Raw genomic sequence first — 18782 nt, 5'->3', positions numbered from 1 at the left:
ATGGGTCGTTAGCTCAGTTGGTAGAGCAGCGGACTTTTAATCCGTTGGTCCCGCGTTCGAGTCGCGGACGACCCACCAGATTCTAAAAAACCTCATCATAAATGATGAGGTTTTTTATTTTGTGCGAACTATCTTTCTAAAAGATGACAACAACTAATAGATTACTTTAAGCATCCTTGCTCAAAGCAATCTTGCACCTAAATTATAAAAAACTTTCCAACACCGAATTTAAAAAGATATGTCCCTGCTCTGTGCAAGCAATTCGATTTACATCATCGACCAAAAGTTTTTTGTCACGTAATTGATTCAGCGTCTCATTGATATCTTGCAAATCAAGACCTGTGCGTTGAGTATAAAATTTCGCATCTACCCCATCATTTAAACGTAAAGCATTCATCATAAATTCAAATGGCAATTCATCTGCATCAATACGTTTCATTTGTACATGATCAGCAGGCACTTTGGCTAAATAATCTTTCGGCAAACGGGTTTTCTGAAAACGATAAATACCATCAGGGCGTGTTACCTTACCGTGCGCACCTGCACCAATCGCTAAATAATCACCAAATTTCCAATAATTCAAATTATGTGCTGAGGGTTTTTCTTTACGCCATGCTGAGACTTCGTAATTGATATAACCATTCGCTTTTAAATAAGCCTCACCCAATTCTTGGATATGTTCTAAAACTTCATCTTGTGGCAATACGGGTTGGGTTCTAAAGAACACCGTATTTGGCTCAATGGTCAGTTGATACCAACTAATATGTGTTGCACCCTGTTCTACAGCTAATCTAAGGTCATTTAAAGCCTGTTCTTGCGTTTGCTGTGGTAAACCATGCATGAGATCAACATTAACGCGCTCAAAGCCTGCTTGACGCGCTTGTTGGATTGCATCTAAAGCATTATTCGCTGTATGAATACGACCCAGTCGCTGTAAATGCTCAGGATCAAAACTTTGTACACCTAATGATAAACGGTTGATGCCAACGGCAAGATAATCCGCAAATGGATCATGTTCAACCGTTCCAGGATTGGCTTCCAATGTGATTTCACAATCTACTTCAAAGTCTAATCGCGCCTTTAATTGACTAAATAACCACTGATAACCTTGTGCTGAAATTAAAGACGGTGTTCCACCACCAATAAATACGCTATGAATTGATCGACCTTGCGCCATTTCAATTTGAGTCTCAAAATCAGCCACCAGTGCCTCAAGATATTGTTGCTCTAAATCCACAGACAATTCCCCATCAGGAACAGCATGTGAATTGAAGTCACAATAAGGGCACTTACGCACACACCAAGGCATATGGATATAAAGTGAAAGTGGAATATTTGCTGGATTTAAATGACTCAAAATGGAAGCTCAACAACAGAACCCTTTTATTTTAACATGACTCTATCAATCCGCTTATTATCATCACTTCACTGTTCGGTTAGACTGAAACAACGAAGAACAATTAGATTGATAAAATGATCAAAATCACCAGCCAATTGCTATTTATTCTTCCTCTTGCATTAGGTGTTGGTATTGCAATGGCATTTCAAACTGCAATTAATTCACAACTTAGAGAACATTTGCACTCACCTCTTCAAGCTGCCTTACTCTCTTTTTTGGTAGGGACAATTGTGCTTGCATGTATGGTTTATTTTCAAAGCGTAGCAAAACCAAGCTTAGGGGAACTGGCTCAAATTCCATGGTTTCTGTGGATTGGTGGCTGTCTTGGGGTTTATGCCATCAGCATGAGCATTTATACTGCACCCAAACTAGGATTATTGACTTTTTCAGGCTTAGTTATTTTCGGCCAATTGACCATTTCAATGTTACTTGACCATTTCGGCTGGTTAGGTACAGAAAAAACACCTGTCAATTGGCAACGTCTTGTCGGCAGTATTGTCATTTTTATTGGTGTTATATTCACTCTACAACGCTAATTCCCCCTCAATTCAATAAGAGTATTTTTTGTGTCTCACGCGACAACCAAGCGGTTTGAACTTAAGCAATTATTTCATTTAATGTTTCCGATCTTGATCACCCAATTTGCTCAAGCTGGGCTTGGTCTTATTGATACCATCATGGCAGGTCATCTTTCTGCTGCTGATTTGGCAGCCATTGCTGTCGGTGTTGGTTTATGGATTCCAATTATGTTGTTATTTGCAGGAATCATGATCGCAACAACACCTTTAGTCGCTGAAGCACGCGGTGCAAGAACACCAGAGAAAATTCCGACTATTGCACATCAATCCTTATGGGTTGCGGTCATCCTCGGTATCGTATCGATGTTGATTCTACAATTTATGCCGATGTTTTTACCCTTATTTGGCGTTCCTGAAAGCCTATTACCGAAAGCAAGCCTGTTCTTACATGCGATTGGCTTTGGTATGCCTGCGGTGATGATGTATGCAGCATTGCGCAGTTATTCAGAAGCCTTAGGGCATCCACGACCTGTGACTGTGATTAGCTTAATTGCATTATTGGTATTGATTCCACTGAACTTTATTTTTATGTATGGCTTTGGACCTATTCCAGCCTTAGGCAGTGCAGGCTGTGGTTTTGCAACCGCAATCCTACAATGGCTGATGTTTATTACACTCGCGGTTTATATTTCAAAAGCCAAGGCTTATCAACAAGCGCCCATTTTCACACAATGGGAAAAAATTGACCCTGTATGGGTGAAACGCATCTTAAAGCTAGGTCTACCGATTGGTCTAGCTGTATTTTTTGAGGTGAGTATTTTCAGCACAGGCGCGATTGTCCTGAGTCCACTCGGTGAAAATGCGATTGCGGCGCATCAGATTGCAATTTCTGTGACTTCACAATTATTTATGATCCCATTATCTCTTGCCATTGCACTCACGATTCGTGTAGGTACTTATTATGGAGAGAAAAATTGGTATGCGATGCGCCAAGTTCAAAAAGTGGGGTTGATTAGTGCAACCGTTTTTGCTGCTTTGACCATGACACTGATTGCTGTAGCGCGCCCCTATATCGTGGCAATCTATACGACTGATATTCACGTTATCCCAGTCGCCATGTACTTGCTCTGGTTTGCGATGGCATATCAATTGATGGATGCATGGCAAGTCAGTGCCGCAGGCTGTTTACGGGGTATGCAAGACACCCAAGCACCGATGTGGATTACCTTAATGGCATATTGGGTGATTGCTTTCCCAATTGGTTTATATCTTGCACGTTACACAGTTTGGGGCGTTGCAGGCGTTTGGCTTGGGTTAATTATCGGTTTAAGCATCGCCTGTGTATTCTTGATGGGTCGTTTATATTTAAATAATAAGCGTTTAGGACAAATGATTAACGCTAAGCTTTAGGAAAGATCTGCTTGCAATGTCGAGGGAGAACACAGTTCTCCCCTACCATCGTCATATGTGTACAGACGAACTGCGTTCGCCTATGCAGATGATTATCACCTTTACAGTTGATCTTTGAGTAATAACCAATCAGCCCAGTCAACGCCACTTACTCGGATATGATTACCCATGCTTTTACTTAAAACGGCACTTGGATCATCATTAATATTGCCATAGATACTCCAACCACTCCCTAAGCGTTGACCAAGTGCAATTATTTCCAACACAAGTTCCGACCAAGAATAGTTTTCGTCATGTGCAAGTTCCAACGTTGCCATGTAACCGCCTTTATTATATTTTTCAATCTTTAAGCTTATTGGTACTCTTTCAAATACATCTATACATTGCTGTATGATCTTTTGAGCAGAACGTTCTGATGTCGCATTTAAATGTAATTTCCATATGGATTTTGGCATTTTATCTCATAGACCTAGAGCTAAATATTTTAACTATATCCGATTATATTCTTACATCACTTAACATTATTTGTTATAGGCAATTTAAGTTTTGTCGCCTATGATCAGGGTATCACTTTGAAACTGAATCGAATGAGGTCAAACGAATATGGCAAAACATGCAAGCTCTGCCAGTAGACGTTTTTTTAAACTGGCTGGTATGACCGCAAGTATTGCCAGTAAAAGCGTTGCCAACTCCATTCGTAATCTCACCGCAGATGAAGAACAAAAAAACGCAGCACGCAGCCAATTGTTCCAAGACATCGGTCTACAAATTGCCGATACATTGGGTGAAATGAAAGGTGCTGTGATGAAAGTCGGGCAAATTGCCTCACAGTATAAAGATATCTTTCCACCTGAAGTCGCCAAAGCAATTGCCAAACTACAACGCCAAGCCCCTGCTATGCCTTTTGCTGCGATCCAACAGCAAGTAGAAAAAGAGTTAGGCAAACCCTTAAACCAAATTTTTAGCTCTTTTGAAACCGAACCATTTGCAGCAGCTTCGATTGGTCAAGTACATCGTGCGGTACTTCCAAATGGGCAAGCAGTTGTGGTGAAAGTACAATATCCAGGGGTTGACCAAGCCTGTGAAAGTGACTTAAAGCAAGTCCGCCTCGCATTGCGCTTAATGGGCGTACTTAAGATTGATAAGAAGCTACAAGATCAACTATTTCAAGAAATTCAGGACAGCCTTTCTGCTGAATTGAACTATGAAATCGAAGCACAAAACCTCGAGGTTTTTAAAATTTTTCATGAGAAGTTGGATGATCAAATCATCATACCAACCGTCTATAAAGATTATTCGTCTCGCCGCGTACTGACGCTCAGTCTTGAACAAGGCGATTCGATTGAAACCGCAAGTACATGGTCAGTTGAAACCCGTAATCAAATCGGTCGTCGTTTGATTCGTGCCTTGGGACAAGAAATGTTTTTCTTGAAGCGTTTTCATTGTGATCCTCATCCGGGCAACTTCGCTTTCCGTGAAGATGGCAGTGTGATTATTTATGATTACGGTAGCGTCAAAACACTATCCCCTGAAATCATTCAACACTTTAAAGCATTGGTCAATGCAGCTCGCCAAGAGGATATTGCTCAGGTTGAGGATTTATTGGTTGCACTGCATTCGATTGCTGAAAAGCAGAAATTTCCAACAGAACTGTATACGCAATGGATTGAAATCCTATTGCGCCCATTAAGCACGCATTATGACTTTGCCGAAAATTCATCGCATCACGATGGAATGCGACTTGTTAAAAAATCGCTGAAATATTGGGATGTATTTAAACCTTCTCCAGATACGCTCATGGTCAACCGTACGATTTCAGGACATTATTGGAACTTGATTCACCTTAAAGTTCACGACAACTTAAATGATTTATTTGAAGAGCTTGTTCCAAATTACTAAAAACCACCCCCTTTATTTTGAATAAAGGGGGTGAAATATTTTACCTACAATTTATAGATCACTCACTTGAAAGCATTAGAATTGACTCCATATATTGTTATGTTATAACATACCCTAAAAATAGGAGTCATTTAAAATGCGTAAAGATATCCATCCTGCTTATCAACAAGTCTTGTTTCATGATACCAATGCTGATGCCTACTTTTTAATTGGTAGCACACTACAGACCAAACAAAGCAAAGAATATCAAGGAAAAGTCTATCCATACGTTACCCTAGATATTTCAAGTGCATCGCATCCGTTTTATACAGGTGAAGTACGCCAAGCAAGTAATGAAGGTCGTGTTGCCAGCTTTAACAAACGCTTTGCACGTTTTAATCGCAAAGGTTAATCTTGTTTTAAGTTTCATTCATTAAGCTATTAATATTGGAAGTCTAAGGTTATATCTCCTCCGCTTAGACTTCTTTTTTTATGTCTAGATTCTATGCATCCTAGCGATCAGTTGATTTACCCACCATGCCAAATTCAATCGGTGTTTTCACATAGAATAAAGAAATCTTTTTATTATTCAGATAACTCAATAATTCGATTGCCTGTTCAGAGCTTACTGCAAATTGAATTTGTATAGGTCGATCCGCTAATTCAAAGAAACGAGCAGAATGAAATAAACCCTGATAATCAACACCTTCCAAACCCGCTAATACTGTCGCCCCACGCAAATTCATTTGACTTGCGACTGCCAACAGCCATTCGCTAATCGGTTTTCCCTAAACATTATGGTTTTGTGTCGTATAAAAAGTAATTAAAAATCCATTCATTTCATCACTCCTTGGCTATCTATGTAGCACTAAGCCATTGATGCAGGCTCATACCTAAGATGGTAAACAGCAATGATCCAAGCACATGAATCAAAATCGCAGCACAGGCATAACCCAATTTACCACTTTGTAATAAGGTAATAATCTCAGCCGAAAATGTTGAGAACGTGGTCAATGCACCACAAAAGCCCGTGATCACGAACAGTTTGTAATTGGGGCTGAGAGAGCTTTGAGAAAAATAGGAAATTGCAAAACCAATAATAAAGCCACCAACAAAGTTGACGGTGACCGTTCCTAAAGGAATATTGGGAAAAATAGGATTCAGCTTTAAACCCAAAAACCAACGTAACCATGCACCGAGTACCGAACCTAAAGCAATCGAAAGTAATGGATAATACATAACTTACTCCAAACCTGAGGTTGGAGATAAACAGACATTAAACATAGATTGATAAATATTTTTCTGAAAATTTGTCATCTGCGAACTCCAAAAATGAGAACAGAGCACGCACAAACCTACGCCCCCTGTTCAAGGTAACGTAGGCATCATTAGCCAAAACGGCGGTTTGTAATAGGAGGAATGCCATCTCTTTTGCTCTAAAATAACATAATTTTTCGACAACTCAACTGCTGTGTATAAACACAAAGTTATCCACAATTTATTGAGATTCTGGCAATACTTTTTCTCCCACCACATAAAAATCCAGTTTAGGAATCACAAAAGTGAAAACTGCGGCATCATCATCTAAATCAAATTGTTGCAACAATTGAGGAGCCTGTAATTTATGGATCTCAGCAGCCTGAATTTGTTGAAATTGCACAGGCATGTTGATATCCCCTTGCGACATCCGAGTCGGTTGGTCAATCCATTCAGCCCACGCATGATCTTGATCCACCAAAAATTGAACGGCCTCCTCCCATGAGGAAAATAAGCTTTGCCAAGCCTCAGGTAAACGTTTCTGCGTGGTGATGTGTATATCACTGCTAAAAGAATAATCTTCATCCATGCGAATACAAGTATGAATCGCGTTTCCATCTCGTTGATGCTGAAAATTTGGCGCATATTGCGCAGGCATCACATCACTGGCGAGGCGACCACCGATCACATACAGAGCTTGATCAACGATCACTTGTTCAAAGATTACGGTCTTGGGCTTTGATTCATCTAAATAAAAGCGCCAATTACTCTGCCGAGGTGAAGGCATTAGCTGGCGTAGTTTTCCAAGGAAATTAAAGCCAAAATGCTGGTGCTGATAAGTTAAAATAGTAAAGATGGTTTTGCCCTGCTTTTCCCATAAAATAACAGGATCTGGATAACGCTGGCGAACTTGCTCAACATCCACCAACCAAGACAAATAAACCACATTGCTCACCTGACTTTGTAAACGCATAAAAGGAAGAATGCGCATCACCATACGACGGAGTTGCAAGACAAAACGACAACTTAATATCGGTGCGAAAAATCGCAATGTAGACCATGGTGAGGACCACCTTAAACGGTGTCTATTCATTATTATTCAAAAGATTGATGCTCGCTTTGAGCATAAAATGCCAAGATTACAACGTCCAGTTCAAATACGATGCTGTATTTAAATGTTATGATGCGGGCATTACTTCACCAAATATGGAATTTTGAAATGGCTCAAAGCTTATTGGCACAACTTAAAGATGGTTCAGCAAAGTTTGCAGACGTATTGGCATTTATTGAAGCGCGTTATCAACATACGCCAACAGCCTTTCAAAATGGCGCACAATCAAATGCTGCAACCGAAAACCAAGGCAGCGCAAAAGTACTCAGCTTTGCGCAAATCGAAGGCTTAAATCAAGCGGAGACGCTCAGTTTATTTGCGGAACATTATGCATCTGTATTGGCGACACCTGAAGCAACAGATCATCAAAATATCCGTCAGTTTATGCAAAATGGCTGGGATGGCGTGAAGTTTGAAGGTAAAGCACTGACTGCAAAATAAGATAAAGGAGGTACTTAACCTCCTTTTTTATCATCATTTTCTATTGTAATGTTGGGTCTAACTAATTTAGATAAATCTGTCGTTAAACTATAAAAATCGCCACCCATTTTCCCAACACTATCGAGTTGCTGTTGATCAATCATCTGTCCATCCCATAACCGATCATCAACATAAATCGATTTGACATCCAGCAATACGACTGTACCTCCAGATGCTAAGCTACTGAGTTGAATGACTTCTCTTAATTCGCATTCATATCGCACTGGTGCATATTTTACTGCCAAGGCTGCGACCGCATGGCTTGGTTCAGACTCAATCTCAGCAAAATCAAACTCACTTTGCTCTGGAGGCAATACAGCACAAGATAAATTCATCTGTTCAAGCAGTTGTGAATTTACAATATGAATCGCACATTGTTGCGTCTCGATTAAATTTCTCAAAGTATCTTTATCTTGCCCATTTCTTGGATTGACTTGTGAATACCAAAGGATGGGAGGATGACAACTCGCAACGTTAAAGAATGAATAAGGGGCTATATTGGCTACGCCACTAGCAGAAATGGTACTGATCCATGCGATGGGTCTAGGCGTAATTCCCCCAACCAACAAACGATAGATCTGATTTGCATCTAACTCAGAGGTTTCAAAAATCATAATGCTTGCACTACCTACTTATGGGCGTTCGATATATTGTGGTAAATCATCTGTAATGCAGTCCCGTTCGCTTTACGGCAACGCTGACAATGGCACTGAACGATCTCACCAATTTCACCCTGAATTTCGTAGCGGATGCCCTGACATAAACAACTCCCTTGATATACTGGCGATTGTTCAGACATATCATCATACATCCTATATTTATTGACTACTCAAAACTAACACTATTCACATATCAAACAAAGTACAAAACAGCGTATTTATCTGCTTAAAAAATGTTGTACGCCTTGCCCTGCTGCTCGCCCTGTGGCAAAACAAGCCGTCAGCAAATATCCACCTGTTGGTGCATCCCAGTCCAGCATTTCGCCACAGCAAAACACATAAGGATTAGATTTCAATTGCAATTGTGGAGATAAAATATCTTGCTTGACCCCGCCCGCACAGCTAATCGCTTCTTCGATTGGACGGAAGCCATCTAAAGAAATACTGAGATGTTTGATCTGCTGCACCATTTGCTTGGCATCTGACCATAAGCTTTTATCAACGATTTCCCGAAGCAGATTAATTTTGACCTGATCCAAGCCTGCTTTACGCCAAAGGTTAGTAAGTGACTGCTTCTTATTGGCTTGTAACTTCTTTTCTAATTGTTCAATACTGAGATCTGGAAGTAAGTCTAGGTGAAGTTTTAGGTTTTTCTTTTGGCTCAGCTGTGTTCTTAAATCACGCCCCAGCTTATAAATCACACCACTCTCAAAACCATAATGCGTAATGATGATATCGCCATGTGTCTTTCGCTCAGATGTAACCCACGCATCAACTCGTTTGAGTGGCTGACCAAAACAATCTTGCATAAACGACGACCATTGTTTCAGAACCCCAGCATTGCTAGCCTGAAATGGTTCAATCTCATCGGAAGGAAGCCATTGCTGCCAAGCGCCATCACTGCCTAATTGTGACCATGACACTGCTCCACAGGCCAACACAATCGCATCATAAGTTGCACTAAATTGCTGAGTCTGATTCTCTATCGTGAGTTGATTGTTGGATAAATCCACACAACGATGACGATAATGAAATTTCACACCGTTCTGAATCAAGCGTTTTAACCAAGCACGAAGTAACGGCGCTGCTTTCATTTCTACAGGGAAGACGCGTCCTGAACTGCCGACATACGAATCGATCCCAAGACCTTGCATCCAATTTTGAATCCACTGAGCATCCCATTGTTTCACCCAAGGGCTCAACCAATCCACACGATCATAGCGCTGTACAAAAGTCTCTACAGGTTCAGCATGTGAGATATTTAAACCCGTTTTTCCCGCCATAAGAAACTTACGGGCAGCCGAAGGCTTTTGTTCAAACACATCAATTTGATAGTTGTATTGACTCAACACTTCAGCAGCCATCAAGCCCGCTGGACCTGCACCAATAATCGCAATGCGTTTAGACATCAAGGTTCTCTTGAATATTCTGCCCTTGCAAAGGTGCGAAATCATCAAAACGGGTTGTATAGCCTTCTGGTTTTCGAATGATCAGTTGTTGGCACAACTCACCACGTTCCAAGTACTTAATTTCAAAATGAGTACGTGCAGAATCTGCTGCAATTTTTTGTTTTTCATACGGTAATTTCCACAGCTCAAGCAACTGCTGTTCCGCTTCATCAATATATGAAGGGATATTACTTGCGAGCGTAAGCGTACCATTGGGCTGAAGGCGAGATACTAAGAACTCAAAGAATGGCATATTCAGCCAACGCTGTGCAGGATTATGCGGCTCTGGATTTGGGTAAAGAATAAAAAATTGTTCCACTTGAGCTGGATATAAGGCATGCACAATCCAAGGTAAAGCATCGGCATGAATCGGATTGAGATATTCACGCGGTTCTAGTTGATGCTGTTTTTGCATCGCCATAAATTTTTCTTTGGTTCGTTCAATCGCATACAACGTGGTTTGCGGATTTTGCCCCGTAAACAACAAGGCATGTTTGCCTTTTCCAGCACCAATTTCGACACAAATCGGTGTACTAGGAATGGCAATAAAATCACGAGGGGCTTGCATACGTTGTGCTTGAAATTGACGAATCGACATAATCTCATCAAACTATCTAGAAATCGGCATAAGTCTAACAACTCACTTTACTTTTGCCTAATCTATTTGTTTTATGTTTTAGGAATTTTCTATGCCACGTACATTTCCCTGTCCTCGTTGTGGTGAAGCCAGCACTTGGGAAGCTAATGAATTTCGTCCTTTTTGCTCAGAGCGTTGTAAATTGATCGACCTAGGTGCTTGGGCAAGTGATGAATATAAATTACCGACTCAAGATGCTCCTCAAGCAGGCTTACAACGCCAAGAAGATGATTATGAGGACTAACCTGCTTTGCTTGCAACAAATGGGTTAAATTGCTTTTCATAACCAATAGTACTGATAGGTCCATGACCTGAAATAAACTGAGTTTCATCAGGCAAACTAAAACATTCACGTTGAATTGAATCCAGTAATTGCTGATGATTACCTTTTGGAAAATCAGTACGCCCAATCGAACCTTTGAACAATACATCACCGGTCCAGAGCAAACCATGTTTGGCATTATAGAACATCACATGACCTGGGGTATGACCTGGCGCAAAACGGACTTCAAACTCATCTTCACCCAGTTTCAACGTTTCGCCCCCCTCTAACCACTGATCAACTTTGACAGGTTGTGGGATCGGGAAACCATAGCGTGCTGAGACTTCTTGGATCATATCAAGCCAAAACTGATCTTCTTTATGCGGCCCAATCACTGGAATATTCCATGTCTTAGCAAGTTCACCTACCGCACCTGCATGATCAAGATGCCCATGCGTTAACCAAAGTGCTTTAACATTTAAACCGAGTGCTTCTACTTGTTGTTTGAGTACAGCGGCATCACCACCTGCGTCAATCAAAACAGCATCTTTACTTTCACTATCCCAAAGAATAGAACAATTTTGGGCAAATGCAGTAACGGGTACAATTTTGACTTGCAACATAAAAAACCTCTGGCGAAATAAAACATCAATTTAACGATGGGCTAAGGTATGAGTGAGAGCGTCAAGATTAGCCTGAACCAGACTAGCAAGCAAATCAATATGCGCTTGATCGCTGTTCAAAGCCGGAATATAAGCATATTCCCCACCACCCGCATGTTGAAACAGTTCTTTATTCTGGATGGCCAACTCTTCCAATGTTTCTAAACAATCCGCCGAAAATGCAGGACTCAATACTTGCACTGATTTAACTTTTTGCTCACCCCATTGCTGTAAAATCACATCTGTATATGGCTTAACCCATTCCTGCTTACCAAAGCGAGATTGGAAACTAATAGCCCATTCATGCTCATTTAAGTGCAATGCCTCAGCGACGAGTTTCGCTGTCATACGGCAACGATCAGCGTAGGGATCACCTTTATCCGCATACGGCTGCGGGATACCATGAAAAGACATCAATAATTTTTCAGGTTTACCATATTTGGCTTGATAAGCGACAACACTATCCGCCAATGCCTGAATAAACATGGGATGTTGATAATAATCTTTGATTAACGTCAGACCGGGTAAATGGCGTTGTTTAGGAATCCATTTTGCAAAAGCATCATAAAGGGGTGCTGTTGATGTTGCGGAATACTGCGGAAATAAAGGTAAAAGGATAACGTGCTCTTGTGGGTTTTTTTCAAGCTGCTCAAAAACACCATATATGCTGGGTTGCCCATAGGTCATAGCAGGAACAACCGTCAAATCAAAATGCTGATTTTCCGATTGTAAACGTCGCTTCACCAATTCAGTTTGCTCAAGCACAATTTCTCGCATTGGTGAATCTTTTGACCATACGGAAGCATAAGCTTCAGCCACTCTTTTAGGACGGAATGTCAATACAAATAAATGTAAAATAATCCACCAAATCGGTTTCGGGATTTCAATTACACGTGTATCGGATAAAAATTGTTTTAAAAATCGACGTACTGCTGGCACAGTGGCTTCGTCTGGCGTACCTAAATTTGCTAAAACCACAGTCACTTTTGGTTTTGGTGTAGCTGACATAGATCGCTTCCGCTATAGCTGAATTTCTTCAATTACTTTAGCAGCTTTATGATTATTTTTTAAATTGAATTAATGCATAGTCTTAAATTGAAAAACCCGATTACTATCCAAAATATTACTTTCTAATAACTTCTGCCCTTTTGAGGTCAATTGCCATAACATCCGTTGACGATCATCACGGCCAGTTGGAATGATCCATTCATTTTGACGCATTTGTGTTTTAATTTCATGGAGTGCACGAATATTGATTTGCGCGCGAGAAACAGCATGCGCTCTTGGCATTTCTACACGTGCATCATCGAGACCTGTTTCATTTAAATATTCATTCATACGTTTAGAAAAATATTCTTCAGGTGTAGGAATTACAAATGAGGCACCTAAGACATTCAGTAATTGTGCCCATGTCATTTTACGGAATGGTTTAACTTCTTTGAAATTACCATCTTGATAAGCATGCATACGATATTCAAATGAATAAATCTCATGCATTGATACCTTTGGAACAGTTGCAATCGGATCGACTTCTCGACTTCCAACTTCAGTTTCAAGTTGTTTTACTTTTGCACGCAAACTGTCAATTTCATCTTGTAAAACTTGGGTATTTTGCGGACGCACCCAACCGACCACAGGATAACGTTCTAACATTTGCGGCATATTCGAACGTACCGCAAGTTCTAAATCACGCAAAGTCCGATAAGTAAAAACTTGATCAACTTCATGTTGAAGCTGTTTTCTAAACTCTTTGAATTTTTCTCTTAATTCTAATTTATGATCATGTAATACAGCATCACGTGATTCAGGATCTTCATGCATGAATACAATCACGGGTTTCTGCTTCGTCATGGCGTAAATATATTCCAAATGCATGTAACCCACACCTGAAACGGATTGTTCGCCATACTGGCTACCTAATAAGATTACGACGTAATCACAGTCATCTATTTGACGACGAGCAATAGAGGTACTTAATGGTGTGCGCTGTTCTAAGCCCCACGAAAAGAACCCCATCCCAACCAAAGTTTGAGTCAAGACTGCTCGCTCTGGTTGCATTTCATTGCCAGACGTAGAAATAAACACTTGATAACGGGTATCTTGCATAGGCTAAGCCTCAACTCACTGATCAATAATTTTAAGCTATTTTGCTTAAATTTTATTAATAGATAACCTAGATAAAACCACAAATATGATTAGATTTTACGCACTTAAGCAGTAATTTCATCCAAATTGCGAATCGTCCATGTTATTTGTTCTGGTACTAGATGTTTGAGCACTAATGATAACTCAATCGCATTATTACCACTGACATAACATTCAATACGTGTAATATTATGACTTATTTTGTCACATAATAACCTATTTTTTATCAAAATGTATGCTGTTTGTCGTGCAACCGCTTGCCCAGAGTCAATTAACTTTAACTTTTCACCAAAAACCTGACGAATCGCATCTTTAAGGAAGGGATAATGGGTACAACCCAACACTAAAAAGTCCGCACCTTGAGCAACAACAGGCTGTAAAATCTCTTGCAATACATTCAAACAACCTTGACTCATTTGCTGGCCTGACTCTACAAAAGGTACAAGTTTTAAACTGGTTACAGCGAGAACTTTCACTCCAGCAGGTTCAGCAAATTTGAGCATGACATCTTTAATCAATTGACCACGAAAAGTTGCTGGTGTTGCTAACACCGCTACAACTTTAGATTGGGTTTGAATCACAGCAGGCTTCAACGCAGGAACTAAACCTACGATTGGAAAACGCTCACCATAATAATCTCGCAAATAATCCAAACTAAAAGCTGAAGCAGTGTTACAAGCGACAACTGCAATTTTGCAACCTTGTCGATACAACCACTCAATTGCTTGAGCAGTAAGCTTGCGAATCTCTTGGTCTGAACGCGCACCATAGGGAACATGCGCTGTATCTGCATAATAAAGAATGCGTTCATTCGGTAAATGTTGTGCAATTTCTTGTGCAATCGATAATCCACCAATACCCGAATCAAAAACCCCAATTGGCGCATCAGCAGATGCGTGTGGCATAGGATCCAATAAGAGAGGCATAGGTTGAACAGCTGTCATACACACGTGAGCACTAATTTATCTAATCTTTTAAGCTTAAACCTCAGGTGCTCAAATGCAAGATCAAATCACCACTTTTTAACGTTAAAACAGCCTCACCTTGAGCATTTTCAGACAAAGAACCATAGTTCACAAGATGATAAAAACTTTGTCTTTGGATTAAAGCATTGATACCAAAACGTATATGTACATATGGGCGTAATTCACCTGCATATTCACGCATAAAAATAGGGTGTGTTTCATCCACAATCACGACGTCCTGATTGCTTGTAGAGACTTGCAAATAAGATTTTCCATCGATTTCAATTTGATCCACATGATTGATTAATAAAGGCTCATCTTCCACCTCAATTTCAATCTGCTCTACAGGTGTTTTAAGATAAAATTTACCCTCTTCTTTCCAAAGCACTTTAGTAAACAAATCCAATAGCGCCTGCCGCTTGATCAATTGACCTTCGTGCCACCATTCGCCATTGGCTTTTACTTTCAAATCCATTTTGCCACAATGCTTTGGATGCCATTGGTCTAAAGGTGGAATTGACCTTTTGTGACTTTGCTGTACATCTTTTAAGTATTGTGAAATGTTCATTAAGTTTCTATCATCAGGAAACACGATTTTTCCCTGATTTTCTAAAGGGTTTTGTGAAGAATCATTTTCATTTATCATAGTTTATGCCTTGCTGACGAGAAAATATGACCGCTCAGCCAATTGGCGAGCCCAAGGTTTAAAACTATACTATCCCAAACGTTTGCAAGCACAATAGTAGCATTTGTGTTTGGCAATTCAGAACACTCATGGCAGCACCGAATCGCAATATTACGGTTGCCACCCTTAAAAATATGAGGAGTCCTACATGGAACACATCGAACGTGAAGCGATGGAGTTTGACGTAGTGATCGTAGGCGCAGGGCCTGCGGGTTTATCTGCTGCGATTAAAATTCGTCAATTAGCGATTGAAAACAACCTACCTGATCTTTCAGTGTGTGTTGTTGAAAAAGGCTCTGAAGTAGGTGCGCATATCCTTTCTGGTGCTGTACTTGAACCACGTGCCATGAATGAATTGTTCCCGAACTGGAAAGAAGAAGGTGCGCCACTTAATGTACCTGTAACGGGCGACGAAACCTATTTCTTACTTTCTGATACGAAAGCACAAAAAATGCCGTATTGGATGGTACCAAAATCAATGCACAACGAAGGGAACTATGTCATTTCCCTCGGTAACGTTGTGCGTTGGTTAGGTCAAAAAGCTGAAGAATTAGAAGTTTCGATCTTCCCAGGTTTTGCTGCTTCTGAAGTGCTTTACCATGAAGATGGTACTGTGAAAGGGATTCAAACAGGTGATATGGGGATTGGCAAAAATGGTGAGCCAACACATAACTTCACGCCTGGTTATGAACTCCATGCAAAATATACGCTATTTGCTGAAGGTTGCCGTGGTCACCTCGGTAAGCGCCTAATTGCAAAATATAATCTTGATAAAGATGCTGATCCGCAACATTACGGTATTGGTATTAAAGAACTTTGGGAAATCGACCCAGCGAAACACAAACCAGGTCTAGTCATGCATGGTGCGGGTTGGCCTTTATCTGAAACAGGTTCTGCGGGTGGTTGGTGGTTATACCACGCTGAAAACAACCAAGTGACTTTGGGTATGATTGTGGATTTATCTTATGAAAATCCAAATATGTATCCATTCATGGAAATGCAACGTTGGAAAACTCACCCAACCATTAAGCAATTCCTTGAAGGTGGTAAACGCATTTCTTACGGCGCACGTGCAGTTGTAAAAGGTGGCTTTAACTCTTTACCTAAACTGACTTTCCCAGGCGGTTGCTTAATTGGTGATGATGCTGGTTTCTTGAACTTTTCAAAAATCAAAGGCTCTCACACTGCAATGAAATCAGGTATGTTGTGTGGTGAGGCTGTTTTTGAAGCAATCGCTGCTGGCGTAGAAAAAGGTGGTGATCTTGCAATTGCTCGTGTCCTTGAAGGTGACGATCATTTTGCTAAAGAGTTAACTGCTTATACAGATAAGTACAATAATTCTTGGTTAAAAGAAGAATTATATCAAGCACGTAACTTTGGTCCAGCAATGCACAAGTTTGGTACTTGGATTGGTGGCGCATTTAACTTTATCGATCAAAATATCCTTAAAGTCCCATTTACGTTACACGATTTAAAACAAGACTTTGCTGCGCTTAAAACTGTAGATGCATCAACGTTCAAACCAAACTATCCAAAACCAGATGGTAAGTTGACCTTTGACCGTTTATCTTCAGTCTTCGTATCGAATACAGTACATGAAGAAAACCAGCCTGCTCACTTAAAGCTAACCGATCCATCAGTGCCAGTGAATGTAAACTTACCGAAATGGGATGAGCCTGCTCAACGCTACTGCCCTGCTGGTGTTTATGAAATCATGGAAAATGATGATGGTTCTAAGCGCTTCCAGATTAACGCAGCAAACTGCGTACACTGTAAGACTTGTGATATTAAAGACCCTTCACAAAACATTACGTGGGTAACGCCTGAAGGCGGCGGCGGACCGAACTACCCGAATATGTAATTAGTATCCAAACATGTAATCTATTACATAGTCATTACTCAAAGCCCTGATTGAAAGATTGGGGCTTTGTTACTTTTAACATTCAAGCTAAAATCAATGCAATTTTTTCTTTTTATGGATATAAAGGAAAGGTGTTTAAGCAACTCAAACATCAGAATATTCAATGGCGTGAAATTACTGAGATAGCCAAGTTGGAAAATTTGCTTAAAAATAGCCTGATCAAGGAAGCATAATAAATATATCACCCTGTCCCAAAATGTCAGAGCTTATTCATAGCATGACTATATATTGGCCAATAAAAACTCATAAGTGGGGCTTCCATATTGCCAAAGATGACCAAACTCTCTCCAGTAAACAAATGCCTGATCTTTCCCACCCACAGTGATATATCCCTCCTCAAATTCAGCAGGTTTAGGATGACGTTTTTTCTTGAGTTCTCGAGCAACCAGTGGAAAAGCGGCTTTTGCTTCAGAAAATGTGGCTTTAGCTCTATCGATATCTTGCTGCATTAATGCAAACAATACTTTTCCATATAAAAATTCAGGGCTATGGTCTTCTGGATACTTGGTATCCAGCCATTGCAATTTTAATTTATTCTCTGTTTCAAGAAAGCGTTTTAATAACAGATAGCGTGCTCCCTGATTATCATTTGGGGATATCTTCACTAATCTTGTAAAAATCTGCTCCGCTTCAACAGCCATCGGTGTATCAGCCATGTGTAAAGCTAAATTAAAGCAAGCCCTTAAAAATGGGCGGTTCTCAATAAAGCCCCATTCCAATAAATCTTTATCCCAGTTAAATGTAGTGGGAAATGCTGCCAGTCCAATACGATGAGCCTCACGCAAAGCGAGATAAGATTCCATTTTTCGACTAGAATATTCATAAACCAACCCAAGATGAACCCAAGCATCAATATGTTGGGGATACTCAGAAAGTAGCCTAGTTAGAGTCAACTCTGATGCAAGTAAACTGCCTTGAGACAAGTACTCCAATGCTTCATCAAATTGCTGCTCTATATCCTTATCAATCAAAGTTTCAAAAACCCACATGTGTTTTTCAAACTGTTTTAATTTCACTGAACCATTTCCTCAAATTTAATTCAATATCCAGACTACCCTTTCTGCACTAAATATCGATATTCAGTATTACTGTTTTCATCCAGACTTTCTTCTTTTAATACCAACTCATGCCCAAGATGCATACAGAACTTTGGAATATCCCATGATGTTGATGGATCTGTAGCTAAGACTTCAACAATATCGCCCGACTTGGCTTTGCGAATGGCTTGATGCAACATCATTACAGGCTCAGGACAACGTAAACCTCTAGTATTAAGTTGAACAGTGGGAAGTTGAGGTCGTTCGGACATCATCATACTCATATATTTTAATATTCACATTTTAAC

General features: G+C 40.2%; 22 protein-coding genes, 1 tRNA gene, 1 pseudogene and 1 riboswitch. Of the genes and pseudogenes, 8 read left to right on the top strand and 16 right to left on the bottom strand.

Annotated elements, in window-relative coordinates; all coding sequences use genetic code 11:
* The first annotated feature begins 2 nt into the window (after positions 1–2).
* Positions 3–78: transfer RNA gene (locus tag O1449_RS01890), tRNA-Lys, on the top strand.
* Between the two features lie 124 nt (positions 79–202).
* Here the strand turns inward: O1449_RS01890 and hemW are convergent.
* Positions 203–1357: a radical SAM family heme chaperone HemW gene (hemW, locus tag O1449_RS01885; protein WP_269239017.1), complete on the bottom strand. Its 1155-nt coding sequence runs from the start codon at positions 1355–1357 to the stop codon at positions 203–205.
* Positions 1358–1473: 116 nt separating this feature from the next.
* Here hemW and O1449_RS01880 point away from each other — a divergent pair, with 116 nt between their 5' ends.
* Complete coding sequence (locus O1449_RS01880; protein WP_269239016.1) at positions 1474–1935, top strand: DMT family transporter; 462 nt, start codon at positions 1474–1476, stop codon at positions 1933–1935.
* Between the two features lie 30 nt (positions 1936–1965).
* Positions 1966–3327, top strand: coding sequence for an MATE family efflux transporter (locus O1449_RS01875; protein ID WP_269239015.1), 1362 nt, complete (start codon positions 1966–1968; stop codon positions 3325–3327).
* A gap of 101 nt (positions 3328–3428) precedes the next feature.
* Here the strand turns inward: O1449_RS01875 and O1449_RS01870 are convergent, their stop codons facing one another.
* Positions 3429–3782, bottom strand: coding sequence for a hypothetical protein (locus O1449_RS01870; RefSeq protein WP_269239014.1), 354 nt, complete (start codon positions 3780–3782; stop codon positions 3429–3431).
* 148 nt (positions 3783–3930) lie between these two features.
* On the opposite strand from O1449_RS01870, the gene O1449_RS01865 reads away from it, so the two are divergent.
* Positions 3931–5226: an ABC1 kinase family protein gene (locus O1449_RS01865; RefSeq protein ID WP_269239012.1), complete on the top strand. Its 1296-nt coding sequence runs from the start codon at positions 3931–3933 to the stop codon at positions 5224–5226.
* 136 nt (positions 5227–5362) lie between these two features.
* On the top strand, positions 5363–5617 hold the full coding sequence (locus tag O1449_RS01860) for a type B 50S ribosomal protein L31 (RefSeq protein ID WP_005218504.1): 255 nt from the start codon (positions 5363–5365) through the stop codon (positions 5615–5617).
* A 100-nt stretch (positions 5618–5717) separates the two neighbouring features.
* On the opposite strand, the gene O1449_RS01855 is transcribed toward O1449_RS01860, so the two are convergent.
* The 3 genes from O1449_RS01855 to O1449_RS01845 all read right to left on the bottom strand — a co-directional run bounded on the left by O1449_RS01855 (position 5718) and on the right by O1449_RS01845 (position 7555).
* A complete protein-coding gene (locus O1449_RS01855) occupies positions 5718–5984 on the bottom strand; it encodes a DUF190 domain-containing protein (protein ID WP_269239656.1) in 267 nt (88 codons plus the stop codon).
* 79 nt (positions 5985–6063) lie between these two features.
* On the bottom strand, positions 6064–6444 hold the full coding sequence (gene crcB, locus O1449_RS01850) for a fluoride efflux transporter CrcB (RefSeq protein ID WP_004659163.1): 381 nt from the start codon (positions 6442–6444) through the stop codon (positions 6064–6066).
* Between the two features lie 133 nt (positions 6445–6577).
* A riboswitch (Fluoride riboswitch) is annotated at positions 6578–6644 on the bottom strand.
* Between the two features lie 59 nt (positions 6645–6703).
* The gene (locus tag O1449_RS01845; protein WP_269239010.1) at positions 6704–7555 is read right to left on the bottom strand and encodes a DUF2071 domain-containing protein; all 852 of its coding nucleotides are present in this window, start codon (positions 7553–7555) and stop codon (positions 6704–6706) included.
* A gap of 126 nt (positions 7556–7681) precedes the next feature.
* On the opposite strand from O1449_RS01845, the gene O1449_RS01840 reads away from it, so the two are divergent.
* Positions 7682–8014, top strand: a complete 333-nt coding sequence (locus O1449_RS01840) for a HopJ type III effector protein (RefSeq protein ID WP_087547239.1) — start codon at positions 7682–7684, stop codon at positions 8012–8014.
* A gap of 14 nt (positions 8015–8028) precedes the next feature.
* On the opposite strand, the gene O1449_RS01835 is transcribed toward O1449_RS01840, so the two are convergent.
* The 4 genes and pseudogenes from O1449_RS01835 to O1449_RS01820 form a co-directional block, all read right to left on the bottom strand.
* The gene (locus O1449_RS01835; RefSeq protein ID WP_269239009.1) at positions 8029–8667 is read right to left on the bottom strand and encodes a flavin reductase family protein; all 639 of its coding nucleotides are present in this window, start codon (positions 8665–8667) and stop codon (positions 8029–8031) included.
* Positions 8668–8723: 56 nt separating this feature from the next.
* Positions 8724–8852: pseudogene (locus O1449_RS01830) on the bottom strand (GFA family protein); the annotation flags it as partial.
* A 78-nt stretch (positions 8853–8930) separates the two neighbouring features.
* Positions 8931–10121, bottom strand: coding sequence for a TIGR03862 family flavoprotein (locus O1449_RS01825; protein WP_269239007.1), 1191 nt, complete (start codon positions 10119–10121; stop codon positions 8931–8933).
* Positions 10114–10758, bottom strand: a complete 645-nt coding sequence (locus O1449_RS01820) for an SAM-dependent methyltransferase (RefSeq protein WP_269239006.1) — start codon at positions 10756–10758, stop codon at positions 10114–10116. The genes O1449_RS01825 and O1449_RS01820 overlap by 8 nt, the downstream gene beginning before the upstream one ends.
* A 91-nt stretch (positions 10759–10849) precedes the next feature.
* Between O1449_RS01820 and O1449_RS01815 the strand changes: the two genes are divergently transcribed.
* Positions 10850–11041, top strand: a complete 192-nt coding sequence (locus tag O1449_RS01815; RefSeq protein ID WP_241334719.1) for a DNA gyrase inhibitor YacG — start codon at positions 10850–10852, stop codon at positions 11039–11041.
* Here the strand turns inward: O1449_RS01815 and O1449_RS01810 are convergent.
* The 5 genes from O1449_RS01810 to O1449_RS01790 all read right to left on the bottom strand — a co-directional run bounded on the left by O1449_RS01810 (position 11038) and on the right by O1449_RS01790 (position 15477).
* Positions 11038–11682 (bottom strand): MBL fold metallo-hydrolase, encoded by a 645-nt coding sequence (locus O1449_RS01810; RefSeq protein WP_269239004.1) that lies wholly within the window; start codon positions 11680–11682, stop codon positions 11038–11040. The two genes, O1449_RS01815 and O1449_RS01810, sit on opposite strands and share 4 nt — an antisense overlap.
* Before the next feature lie 30 nt (positions 11683–11712).
* Positions 11713–12729: a ferrochelatase gene (hemH, locus tag O1449_RS01805; protein ID WP_050042094.1), complete on the bottom strand. Its 1017-nt coding sequence runs from the start codon at positions 12727–12729 to the stop codon at positions 11713–11715.
* A gap of 69 nt (positions 12730–12798) precedes the next feature.
* Positions 12799–13827 carry a DUF4062 domain-containing protein gene (locus O1449_RS01800; protein WP_269228945.1) on the bottom strand — a complete coding sequence of 343 codons (1029 nt, stop codon included), beginning with the start codon at positions 13825–13827 and terminating at the stop codon, positions 12799–12801.
* Between the two features lie 104 nt (positions 13828–13931).
* Positions 13932–14810, bottom strand: coding sequence for a glutamate racemase (murI, locus tag O1449_RS01795; RefSeq protein ID WP_269228946.1), 879 nt, complete (start codon positions 14808–14810; stop codon positions 13932–13934).
* A gap of 43 nt (positions 14811–14853) precedes the next feature.
* Complete coding sequence (locus tag O1449_RS01790; RefSeq protein ID WP_269239002.1) at positions 14854–15477, bottom strand: DUF1285 domain-containing protein; 624 nt, start codon at positions 15475–15477, stop codon at positions 14854–14856.
* A gap of 187 nt (positions 15478–15664) precedes the next feature.
* Here O1449_RS01790 and O1449_RS01785 point away from each other — a divergent pair, with 187 nt between their 5' ends.
* A complete protein-coding gene (locus O1449_RS01785; RefSeq protein WP_269239000.1) occupies positions 15665–17377 on the top strand; it encodes an electron transfer flavoprotein-ubiquinone oxidoreductase in 1713 nt (570 codons plus the stop codon).
* Positions 17378–17658: 281 nt separating this feature from the next.
* Here O1449_RS01785 and O1449_RS01780 read toward each other — a convergent pair whose 3' ends face one another.
* Complete coding sequence (locus tag O1449_RS01780) at positions 17659–18453, bottom strand: hypothetical protein (RefSeq protein ID WP_269238999.1); 795 nt, start codon at positions 18451–18453, stop codon at positions 17659–17661.
* A gap of 35 nt (positions 18454–18488) precedes the next feature.
* Positions 18489–18746, bottom strand: a complete 258-nt coding sequence (gene tusA, locus O1449_RS01775; protein WP_269239655.1) for a sulfurtransferase TusA — start codon at positions 18744–18746, stop codon at positions 18489–18491.
* Between the last annotated feature and the right edge of the window lie 36 nt (positions 18747–18782).

The sequence above is a fragment of the Acinetobacter sp. TR3 genome (assembly GCF_027105055.1).
Taxonomy (GTDB): Bacteria; Pseudomonadota; Gammaproteobacteria; order Pseudomonadales; family Moraxellaceae; genus Acinetobacter.
Note: the sequence above shows the minus strand (reverse complement) of the source record. Positions and strands in the feature narration are given on the sequence as shown.

What these genes read in the sequence shown, in the direction of transcription:
- O1449_RS01880 (WP_269239016.1), top strand. Translation starts at nt 1,474, where the DNA reads ATGATCAAAATCACCAGCCAATTGCTATTTATTCTTCCTCTTGCATTA.
- O1449_RS01870 (WP_269239014.1), bottom strand. Translation starts at nt 3,782, where the DNA reads ATGCCAAAATCCATATGGAAATTACATTTAAATGCGACATCAGAACGT.
- O1449_RS01865 (WP_269239012.1), top strand. Translation starts at nt 3,931, where the DNA reads ATGGCAAAACATGCAAGCTCTGCCAGTAGACGTTTTTTTAAACTGGCT.
- O1449_RS01860 (WP_005218504.1), top strand. Translation starts at nt 5,363, where the DNA reads ATGCGTAAAGATATCCATCCTGCTTATCAACAAGTCTTGTTTCATGAT.
- crcB (WP_004659163.1), bottom strand. Translation starts at nt 6,444, where the DNA reads ATGTATTATCCATTACTTTCGATTGCTTTAGGTTCGGTACTCGGTGCA.
- O1449_RS01845 (WP_269239010.1), bottom strand. Translation starts at nt 7,555, where the DNA reads ATGAATAGACACCGTTTAAGGTGGTCCTCACCATGGTCTACATTGCGA.
- O1449_RS01840 (WP_087547239.1), top strand. Translation starts at nt 7,682, where the DNA reads ATGGCTCAAAGCTTATTGGCACAACTTAAAGATGGTTCAGCAAAGTTT.
- O1449_RS01835 (WP_269239009.1), bottom strand. Translation starts at nt 8,667, where the DNA reads ATGATTTTTGAAACCTCTGAGTTAGATGCAAATCAGATCTATCGTTTG.
- O1449_RS01825 (WP_269239007.1), bottom strand. Translation starts at nt 10,121, where the DNA reads ATGTCTAAACGCATTGCGATTATTGGTGCAGGTCCAGCGGGCTTGATG.
- O1449_RS01820 (WP_269239006.1), bottom strand. Translation starts at nt 10,758, where the DNA reads ATGTCGATTCGTCAATTTCAAGCACAACGTATGCAAGCCCCTCGTGAT.
- O1449_RS01815 (WP_241334719.1), top strand. Translation starts at nt 10,850, where the DNA reads ATGCCACGTACATTTCCCTGTCCTCGTTGTGGTGAAGCCAGCACTTGG.
- O1449_RS01810 (WP_269239004.1), bottom strand. Translation starts at nt 11,682, where the DNA reads ATGTTGCAAGTCAAAATTGTACCCGTTACTGCATTTGCCCAAAATTGT.
- hemH (WP_050042094.1), bottom strand. Translation starts at nt 12,729, where the DNA reads ATGTCAGCTACACCAAAACCAAAAGTGACTGTGGTTTTAGCAAATTTA.
- O1449_RS01800 (WP_269228945.1), bottom strand. Translation starts at nt 13,827, where the DNA reads ATGCAAGATACCCGTTATCAAGTGTTTATTTCTACGTCTGGCAATGAA.
- murI (WP_269228946.1), bottom strand. Translation starts at nt 14,810, where the DNA reads ATGACAGCTGTTCAACCTATGCCTCTCTTATTGGATCCTATGCCACAC.
- O1449_RS01790 (WP_269239002.1), bottom strand. Translation starts at nt 15,477, where the DNA reads ATGATAAATGAAAATGATTCTTCACAAAACCCTTTAGAAAATCAGGGA.
- O1449_RS01785 (WP_269239000.1), top strand. Translation starts at nt 15,665, where the DNA reads ATGGAACACATCGAACGTGAAGCGATGGAGTTTGACGTAGTGATCGTA.
- tusA (WP_269239655.1), bottom strand. Translation starts at nt 18,746, where the DNA reads ATGTCCGAACGACCTCAACTTCCCACTGTTCAACTTAATACTAGAGGT.